This window comes from Planctomycetota bacterium, from assembly GCA_016872555.1.
Classification (GTDB): Bacteria; Planctomycetota; Planctomycetia; order Pirellulales; family UBA1268; genus F1-20-MAGs016.
Window position 1 is genome coordinate 1 of the sequence record VGZO01000088.1, and the last position, 8,783, is coordinate 8,783.

Here is an 8,783-nt window from a genome sequence, read left to right on the forward strand (position 1 = left end):
TCCCCAGCCAGCGCGCCACCTCGAGGATCAGGTCGAGGGCCACGCCGTCGCCGGCGGCCGCCTCGCGCGACACCAGCAGGGGCGTCAGCTCCGCCCCACCGTCCACCGCCCGCGCCAGCGACCCGCCCGGGGCGAGATCGAGGACCTGGCGGGCGCGCTTGAGCAGGGCCTTGGCGCTGCAGTAGGCCTCGAGGTGCCCCGGCATGCCGCACGGGCACACGCGTGCATCGGGGGAGGGATCGACGAGGTTGTGGCCGCACTCGGCGCCGTGGCTGTGGGCCCCCTCGAGCGGCTCGCCGGCGATCACGATCCCGCCGCCGATCCCGGTGCCCAGCGTGAGCAGGACCGAGCTGCCGAACTCCCGCGCCGAGCCGATCCAGAACTCTCCGTAGCCGGCGGCGGTGGCGTCGTTGGCAAACGAGACCGGCAGACCGCAAGCCCGCGACACCGCCTCGCGGACCGGGTAGCCGTCGAACCCGGGGAGGTTCCCGGCGCGGATGATCGTGCCCGCTTTGAGGTCCTGCGGCCCCGGTGTTCCCAGGCCGACGCGGGCGATCGCCGCCGGCGCCACGCCGGCCATTCCGGCCACGGTGTGGACGCCCGCGCCCATCCGCCGGCAGACGTCGTCGGGGCCCTTGCCGACGAGTGTCGGCTCGGTGTGGAAGGCGAGCGTGCGGCCGTCGTCGTCGACGAGGCCGACTTTGATGTTCGTGCCCCCGAGGTCGACGCCGGCGAACAAGGGCTGTTTCGCGGCTGCCGCCGGGATCCAGTCGGCGTGGGCGGGCATCGGGGGGCCTCCACGAACAACATGGCCCTACCGGGACCGCCGGCAGGGCCATGAATATATGTCGGCGCTCGGGCCGGCGGCGGTCGAGTGTTCCCCGAAGCCGGGGCTGGCCGTCTCAGGAATCGGCCGGGAGCCGGCTGGTCTCGACCGACGGCGTCGGCCCGGTGCAGGCCTTCATGAACTCGACCAGGTCGGCCTTCTCCTCGGGCGACAGCTTGAGCGGCCGGATCTTGTCGCTGAGGTGGGGATTGGGGTGGCCGCCCTTGTCGTACCACTCGACCACCTCTTCGAGCGTCGCCAGCGAGCCGTCGTGCATGTAGGGGGCCGAGAGGGCGACATTGCGCACAGTCGGCGTCTTGAACGCCCCCTTGTCCTTCTTGTCCTTGGAGACGACGTACCGCCCGAGGTCGGGCTCGGGCTTGTCCATCCCGATGCCGATGTTGTGGTACTTCTCGTCGGCGAGGTTGGCACCGACGTGGCAGGCGGTGCAATTGCCCTTTTCGGTGAAGAAGATCTCGCGGCCGCGGCGGGCCGACTCACTCATCGGCGTCGCGGCCGCCGCCCCTTTGGCCGCGGCGAAGCGCTTGGCGAGGTCGGGGTCGTCGGCGATGTCGTCTTCATCGAGGGCGGCGAAGGGGCGGAGCTGCTCGCCATGGTCGTAGGGGGACGGCGCGGTGACGAGGGCCCGCTCGAAGGCGGCGATCGCCTGGCCGACCCGGGCGATCGAGACTTCGCCGAAGATCTTCTCGAACTGCCGCTTGTACACCGGGATCTCGCCGAGCCGCTTGACGACCCCTTCGTGGGTGAAGCCCATCTCGATCGGATTGGCGATCGGGCCGACCGCCTGGGCCTCGAGCGAATCGACGCGTCCGTCCCAGAACTGCTTGCCGGAGAGGATCCGGTTGAACGACACCGGCGAGTTTCTCCCCCCCTGCTGGCCGCGGATGCCGACGCCGGTCTTGGTGTGGGCCGAGTAGCCCTCGGCGGGATTGTGGCAGCTGGCGCAGCTCACCGTCGCGTCGGCGGACAGACGCGGGTCGAAATACAGTTGCCGGCCGAGCTCGATCTTCGCGCGGGTGAGCGGGTTCTCGTCGAGGCCGGTGATCTGCGCCGCCCCCTGGGACAAACCCAGCGGGAGGATCGGCTCGAGCTGGACCGAGTTCTTCGGGTCGGCGAGCCAGGCGTCGATCTGGTCGAGCGTGATCGGCCCCTGGCCGGGAACGCCGGCCGTCAGCGCCGGGTCGCCGAGGAGCACCTGTTCGCGGGTGGCGGCTGCGCTGGCGACGGCGGGCTCGGCGGCGACTGGCTGGGTCGCTGCGGGCTCGATCGCCTTCGGCGCCGCGGCCGGAGTGGGAGCCGCGACCGGTTCGGCCGGGGCAGCGGCGGCCGGTGCCGCCGGACCGAGATCGCGTCCGGCGGCCGCGATCGCCTCGTCGGCCGCGACCTTGGCCTCGTCGCTGGCCACCTTGCCGGCATCGACGGCCGGCGCCGTGGGAGCCGGCCGGACCTCGACCGACTCGACGACCGCGACACCGCGTGTGCCCGGGGGGGCCGCGGCCGGCTGGCAGCCGACGAGCGCACAGGATGCGAGCACCGTCAGGCAGGAGCCCGACCGCCGGGACACGACACCTCGATGGCCGTACAACATCGCACGCCTCCACTCACCTGGGCCGGACCGAACACGCGAACGCTCAGAATTCTAGCGGACCGGGAAACCCCGGGGAGCAGCCTCCCGGGGCCGTTCACTCGCCGAGCAGATCGGCGGTGGCCAGCCATTCCAGTTCGCCGGGATGGCCCGGACCGTCGTCGAGACGGACCGACGCCACTGCCCCCTTCGGCATCCGGATCGCCGCGGCGCCGTCGCCGATCGACAGTGCCACCAGCCGGCCGACGCACGGGGCGTGACCGACCCAGGCCACCTGCCGGGCGTCTTGGGCGATCGTCCAGTCGACCAGCGCCCGCCAGTCGGACCCGGGGGCGAGCGCGGCGATGACCTCGATCCGGGGCTCGCCTCCGACACGCTCGGCGAGGATGTCGGCCGTCTCACGGGCGCGCAGGAGCGGGCTGGTGGCGATGACGTCGATGGCCAAGCCCCCGGCGACGAGTCGGTCGAGCAGCCGGGCGAACCGCTTCCGCCCCTTGCGCGTGAGCGGGCGCGACGCGTCGTCACCGCTGGCCGACACCTCCTCGGCCCAGGCGTGGCGGATGATCGCAAGACGGGTGGTGAGCGTGGGCATGGCGGAAGTGAGAGTGGCGGTCGGGTACGAACCGGAGAGATTGTCGTCACCGCGCCAAGCGCCTGCAAACGGCGCCCGACGCCGGTCAGGAGCGACGCCAGATCGCATCGGCGTCGAGCCCCGCCGCGCGCACCGCCGCTGCCGCCTCGTGCCACCAGCGGCGCGCGTCGACGGGGTACCCGGCCGAGGGGGCGAGCCCCGGCTGGAGCCCGGACCAATGGGCGTTGAAGGCGGTCATCGCCAGTTCGCGGACGTACTTGGCCGTCATGCTCGCCAGGGCCACCGGGACCTGTTCCTCGCCACCGACCGAAAACGCGATCCGCAGCCGTGCCCCCGGCACCTCGTAGCGGCTCACCCGCGCGCTTTCCTCGAGCGGCCGCACGAGGGGGGCGCCAAAGTGGTGGCCGACCAGTGCAGCGTAGGCCTTCCGGCCGCCGTGCCGGTCGCACCACACCTCGGCCACCTCGCCGTCCCATGCCGCGCGCAGCTCGGCGGCGAGGGCGAGGGTCGTGCCCGAGAGGATGTCGGACTTGTTGAGGCCGGCTGCCAACAGCGCGTTGAACGCGGCCGGTTGAATCACCCGGCAGCGGACGGCCGCCAGGCGCACGTGCGTCGCCGCGAGCGCCGCCGCCACCGCCGCCGAGAGTCGCTCGAGCCGTTCTGCCGCCACCGCCACCGGCAGGCGCGCGGCGAGGAACCGTGGCCACTCGGGCACGAGGTCGGCGGCGACGATTCCCAGCCGCTCGGTGAGGTGCGCGCCGTCGGCCGGCACGGACCCAGCGGGGCCCTGCATGCAGGGCGCGCCGGTGGCCAGTGCCGCCAGCACCCCGGCCTCGAGCCCCGCCAGGCCGTGCCCCGATTGGTAGAGCCGCTTCGAGTCGCCCCACGGGGCGCTGCCGTCGACGGTGGCGATGGTGTTCACTCGCGCCAGCCGTATGGCGGGCGCCTCGTCCGCCCCGTCATCGACGAGCCAGGCCGTGGCCGCCACGACCAGCGGCCCGAGGTTCGGCCCGTAGCCGGCTTCGTCGGTACCGATCACGAGCGTCATCGCGAGCCTGGATGCTGGCGGCAGTATTCGTAGATCGCGATCGCCGCCGACGTCGCCGCGTTGAGGCTGTGGGGAAGCCCGGCCATCGGGATCTCGGCGACCCGATCGAGCCGCGCCAGGACGTCGTCCTCCAGGCCGAGGCGCTCGTTGCCCACCACCAGCACCGTCCGCGCCACGAACGTGAATCCGAACAGGCTCTCCGATCCGGTCGTCTGTTCGAGGCCGACCAGTTGCCACCCCTCCTCCTTGAGCCGGTCGAGGACCGGTGGCAGCGAGCGGCGGATCTCGAGGGCCACCTGCTCGGCACCGTCGCGGGCGATGCGCGGCTCGAGCCCCGCGGCGCCGCAGGCGATCACCCGGCGGATGCCGAAACAGCCGCACGTCCGTACGATGTGGGAGAGGTTCACGTGGCTGCGCATCGCCGCGCAGGCCACGACCAGGTCGCGGGGCGCCGCGAGGACGTCGGGAGGGCGGTGACGGATGTGCTCGAAACGCGGCATCGGTCGGATCGCACGGGGGACAGCGGACGCCGCGCCATTGTGCCGCCCCGCGACCCGCACGGGCAGCCGCCACGCCGGCCGGCGGGCAGGGCTCGCGATCGTGGTGGCGCTCACGGGGGCGACCGTCGCGTGGGCCCAGCCGGCGGCGGCTCCGGCAGGGAAAGCCCCGCCTGCGGCTGCCGCCAAGCCGACGATCGTCGCCGTCGACCACGCCGGCCTGATGGCGGCCGTCGCCCGCCACAAGGGGAAGGTGGTCGTGCTCGACTGCTGGAGCACCTCCTGCCCGCCGTGCGTGAAGGAGTTTCCGCGCCTCGTCGCCCTCCAGGCGAAGCATGGCGACCGGGTCGTCTGCATGTCGCTGTCGCTCGACTACGAGGGGCTCGATCCGGTCGACACGCTCGTGCCCCCCGTGCTTCGCTTCCTCCACGACGTGAAGGCCGGCGGGGTGATCAACATGATCGCCACCGAGGAGGCCGACGCCATGTACAGGAAGCTCGAGCTCGACAGCGTGCCGGCGGTCTACGTGTGGAAGGCCGACGGCACGCTCGCCCGGCGCTTCGACGAGGGGGATGCCAAGGCCCGGCTCGGGCGGCCGTTCACCTACGACGACGTCGAGGCGGAGGTGCAGGGGTTGCTGGCGGAGTGACGCGGCGGCTGCCGGTGGGCCGGCGGCCGCCGTTGCCCGGGACTACCAGGGTCCGTAGCCTGGGGGCTTCCCCGTTCGCGCCCCCGGAGGCACATGCCGTGACCGCCCCCCTGCTTCCCGCGCCTGGCAGCGACCGACCCCGCCCTGGCGACGTGATCAGAAACCCGCTCGGGATGCAGCGCGAGACGGTCGAGTCGGTGGTGATCGCCTTCACGCTGGCGCTGCTCTTCCGGGCGTTCGAGGCAGAGGCGTTCGTGATCCCGACCGGGTCGATGGCGCCGACGCTGATGGGGCGCCACAAGGACCTCGTCTGCTCCGCCTGCGGTGACGATTACCGCGTCGGCTGCTCCGCCGAGGAGGACGAGCAGTCGCAGGAGTTCCGCGCCCGGCTGGCCCAGCTCGAGGCCGAGGCCGCGGCGCTCCGCGACAAGGCCCGCTCGGGCGACACCGCTGCGGCCCGCAAGCTCGACCAGCTCGAGGCCCGCGGCGGCCAACTCGACCAACTGCGCACGCGCCTCGCGCGGAAGCTCGTCCAGGCCTCGCGCTGCGGCAACTGCGGCCACGTCATGCAACTGGTCACCGAAACCCCCGCCGGCGTCGCCTACGACCCTGCCTACCCTTCGTACAACGGCGACCGTGTCCTGGTCGACAAGTTTTCCTACGACTTCCGCGAGCCGCGGCGCTTCGACGTGGTGGTGTTCAAGTATCCCGAGGACGCCAAGACCAACTACATCAAGCGGCTCATCGGGCTGCCGGGGGAAACGGTGTCGATCGTCGGCGGCGATATCTGGACGTCGCGTGACGGCCAGTCGCCCGAGATCGCCCGCAAGCCCACCGAGCGGCTCCTGGCGATGCTCCAGTGCGTCCACGACACGCGCCACGAGGCCGCGGCGCTGCGCGCGGCCGGCTGGCCGTCGCGCTGGACCGATTGGTCGGCCGCCGGCGCCGCCCCCGGCTGGACGGCCGAGGGCACAGGCTTCCGCAGCCGCCCGACCGGCACCGCCACGCTCCGCTACCGCCATCTGGTCGCCTCCCCCGACGACTGGGAGGCGGTCGAGGCCGGCACGGCGCTGCCTGCCGCGCCAGCGCCGGCGCTGATCGACGACTTCCAGCCCTACAACGCCGTCGCCACCCGCCCCCACTGGGTCGGCGACCTGGCCGTCGAGGCGCGCCTCGAGAGCCGAGCCGCGGGAGGCACGGTGACCCTCGACCTCGTCGAGGGGGGCGCCGTGCACCGCTGCACGATCGACCTGGCGACCGGCGTGGCGGAGGTGACTCTGCCGAGCGCCAACCAGCCGGTCCGCGGCCCGACGCGGGTCCGTGGCCGCGGCTCGTGGCGGATCCTCCTGGCCAACGTCGACGACGAGCTCACACTGTCGGTCGACGGCCGGCGCGTCGCCTTCGACGGTCCGACGCGCTGGAACGTGGCGATCGACACCGCCGAACAGGCCCGGCCCGACGACTCGCCCCGGCAACCCGGCGACCAGCGCCCCGGCGACCTGGCGCCAGCGGGAATCAGCGTCGCCGACGCCGACGTCACCGTGCGCGACCTGCGCCTCCTCCGCGACGTGTTTTACATCGGCGCCCGCGAGTACCTCCCCCACACCGGTGGATTCACCGAGGGGCGGCGCCTCGACTTCCCGCTCGAGGCCGACCAATTCTTCGTCCTCGGCGACAACTCCGCCGCCAGCAAGGACAGCCGGCTGTGGCTCGAGGGGCACCACGTCGACCGCCACCTGCTCGTCGGCCGGGCGCTGGCCGTGTTTTGGCCGCACGCCGTGTCGCCGTCGTGGGCGCTGCCGCTGCGCTTCGGCAGCATCGAGCTGCGGCTGCCGTCGTGGCCCAATTTCGGCCGGATGCGCTGGGTGCGGTAGCGGCCGGTCGCGGGTGCGCGGTCGCAGCGACGGTTTCTCTTCCGCGGTCGGATGCTGGCGAAGGTGGCCGCGATCTCAGCCGAACGGTGCGGGAGGAAGGGGAGACGGTACGATGACTCGTGAATGACGGACTCGTCCCGGAGGCTGTGGCGTGATGGCGACGGTGGTCTTCGAGGATTCGCTCACGATTCCCCCGTGCGAGGCGCTCGGGTCATTCCGCGCCTGGACCCGGTCCGATGCCTTCCCGCAACATGGCCGGATCGACTGGGTGCGGGGGGCGATCGAGGTCGACATGTCTCCGGAGAATCTCTTCACACACGGCACGCTCAAGACCGAGCTGGCGGCACGGATCTACTCGGTCGTGCGGGAAGACGGCAGCGGTGAGGTGTTCATCGACCGGACGCGCGTCACCTGCCCGGAAGCCGATCTGTCCGTCGAGCCGGACGTCGTGTTCGTCAGCGATGCCGCCGTCGACGGCGGTCGCGCGCGGTTCGTCGCCGGGGCGAGCGGAGGCCCGGCGTCGTTCATCGAGGTCGAGGGCGCTGCCGATCTGATCGTGGAGATCGTCAGCGACGGCTCGGTCCTCAAAGACACCGAGCGTCTCCCGCGGGCGTACCACGCGGCCGGCGTGCGGGAGCTGTGGATCGTCGACGCCCGCACCGGTGAGCCCCGGCTCGAGGTCTATCGGCACACGACGGGCGGCTATGTCCGTGGCGCGGTCGACGACGCGGGGTTCGTGCGCTCGACGGTGCTGGGGCGCCGGGTCCGCCTGCGGGCGACGCTCACGTCCCGCGGGCTGCCGAAATACGACCTCGATGTCGCCGCGACCGACTGATCGGACGGAGCCACCCAGCCCGCCACAGGTCGCGACGAGAAGCTGGCCGGCGCCGCGACGTTCTCAGCCGCGCGCCGCCACGAGAAACTCCTCCAGCGGGACGACGTCGATCCCTTGGGCCAGCGTATAGCGACGTGTGCCTGGATAGACCACGTGCAGGTGGTCGAGCCGCAGATCGGCGGCCGCGATCCGCATCGACTGCGTGAGCGACGGGCTGTCGGCCCGCTTGCACTCCACCCCGATCCTCTGTCCCCCCTTGAAGAGCAACAGGTCGAGCTCGGCTCCCTGGTGCGTCGCCCAGAAGTAGGCGTCGTCCGGTGCCACCGCCTTGAGCACCTCCTCGACTGCATATCCCTCCCACGACGCCCCGATCTTGGGGTGCATTTCCAGCTCGCGCTTCGTGGCCACGCCGAGGAGCACGTGGAGCAGGCCGCTGTCGCGGACGTAGACCTTGGGCGACTTCACCTGCCGCTTGCCGAGGTTCTCGAACCACGGGGGCAACTGCCGCACCATGAACACGCCGGTGAGCAGATCGAGGTACCGGCGCACCGCCGGCTCGCCGACCCCCAGCGCGCGGGCGAGCTCGGCGGCATGCCAGAGCTGACCGTGGTGGTGGGCGAGCATGTTCCAAAACCTGCGTAGCGCCGCTGCCGGCACCCGGACCCCGAGCTGCGGGATGTCGCGTTCGAGGAATGTCTGGAGGAACTGCCGCCGCCAGGCGACCGATTCGGCCTCGCTCCGGGCGGTGAAGGCGAGCGGAAAGCCTCCGCGCAGCCAGTGGCGCTCGAGCCGGGTGGCGCCAACATCGGCCAGCCTGAACCCCTCGAGCGGCACGGTCTCGACCCGACCCGCGAGT

At 72.2% G+C, this 8,783-nt stretch carries 8 protein-coding genes and 2 pseudogenes; 4 read left to right on the forward strand and 6 right to left on the reverse strand.

Translation table 11 applies throughout. The annotated features are described in order from the left end of the window. The 5 genes from FJ309_16615 to FJ309_16635 all read right to left on the reverse strand — a co-directional run. Positions 1-787, reverse strand: a 787-nt coding sequence (locus tag FJ309_16615) for an ROK family protein (GenBank protein ID MBM3956200.1), incomplete at its 3' end; no start/stop codon positions are given. Between the two features lie 115 nt (positions 788-902). After that, positions 903-2,435, reverse strand: a complete 1,533-nt coding sequence (locus tag FJ309_16620; protein ID MBM3956201.1) for a c-type cytochrome — start codon at positions 2,433-2,435, stop codon at positions 903-905. A 94-nt stretch (positions 2,436-2,529) separates the two neighbouring features. Further along, positions 2,530-3,132: a phosphohistidine phosphatase SixA gene (gene sixA / locus FJ309_16625; protein MBM3956202.1), complete on the reverse strand. Its 603-nt coding sequence runs from the start codon at positions 3,130-3,132 to the stop codon at positions 2,530-2,532. Beyond that, a complete protein-coding gene (locus FJ309_16630) occupies positions 3,110-4,072 on the reverse strand; it encodes a hypothetical protein (GenBank protein MBM3956203.1) in 963 nt (320 codons plus the stop codon). Before FJ309_16630 ends, sixA begins: the two co-directional genes overlap by 23 nt. Then, complete coding sequence (locus tag FJ309_16635; GenBank protein MBM3956204.1) at positions 4,069-4,572, reverse strand: RNA methyltransferase; 504 nt, start codon at positions 4,570-4,572, stop codon at positions 4,069-4,071. The genes FJ309_16630 and FJ309_16635 overlap by 4 nt, the downstream gene beginning before the upstream one ends. 100 nt (positions 4,573-4,672) lie before the next feature. Here FJ309_16635 and FJ309_16640 point away from each other — a divergent pair, with 100 nt between their 5' ends. The 4 genes and pseudogenes from FJ309_16640 to FJ309_16655 all read left to right on the forward strand — a co-directional run bounded on the left by FJ309_16640 (position 4,673) and on the right by FJ309_16655 (position 7,927). Next, positions 4,673-5,218, forward strand: coding sequence for a TlpA family protein disulfide reductase (locus tag FJ309_16640; GenBank protein ID MBM3956205.1), 546 nt, complete (start codon positions 4,673-4,675; stop codon positions 5,216-5,218). 179 nt (positions 5,219-5,397) lie between these two features. Continuing rightward, positions 5,398-5,532 (forward strand): annotated as a pseudogene (locus FJ309_16645) (signal peptidase I). A 252-nt stretch (positions 5,533-5,784) separates the two neighbouring features. Beyond that, a pseudogene (lepB, locus tag FJ309_16650) lies at positions 5,785-5,991 on the forward strand (signal peptidase I). Between the two features lie 1,255 nt (positions 5,992-7,246). Further along, positions 7,247-7,927, forward strand: a complete 681-nt coding sequence (locus FJ309_16655) for a Uma2 family endonuclease (protein MBM3956206.1) — start codon at positions 7,247-7,249, stop codon at positions 7,925-7,927. 63 nt (positions 7,928-7,990) lie between these two features. Here FJ309_16655 and FJ309_16660 read toward each other — a convergent pair. Then, a partial coding sequence (locus tag FJ309_16660) for a DUF4143 domain-containing protein (GenBank protein MBM3956207.1) occupies positions 7,991-8,783 on the reverse strand: 793 nt, incomplete at its 5' end.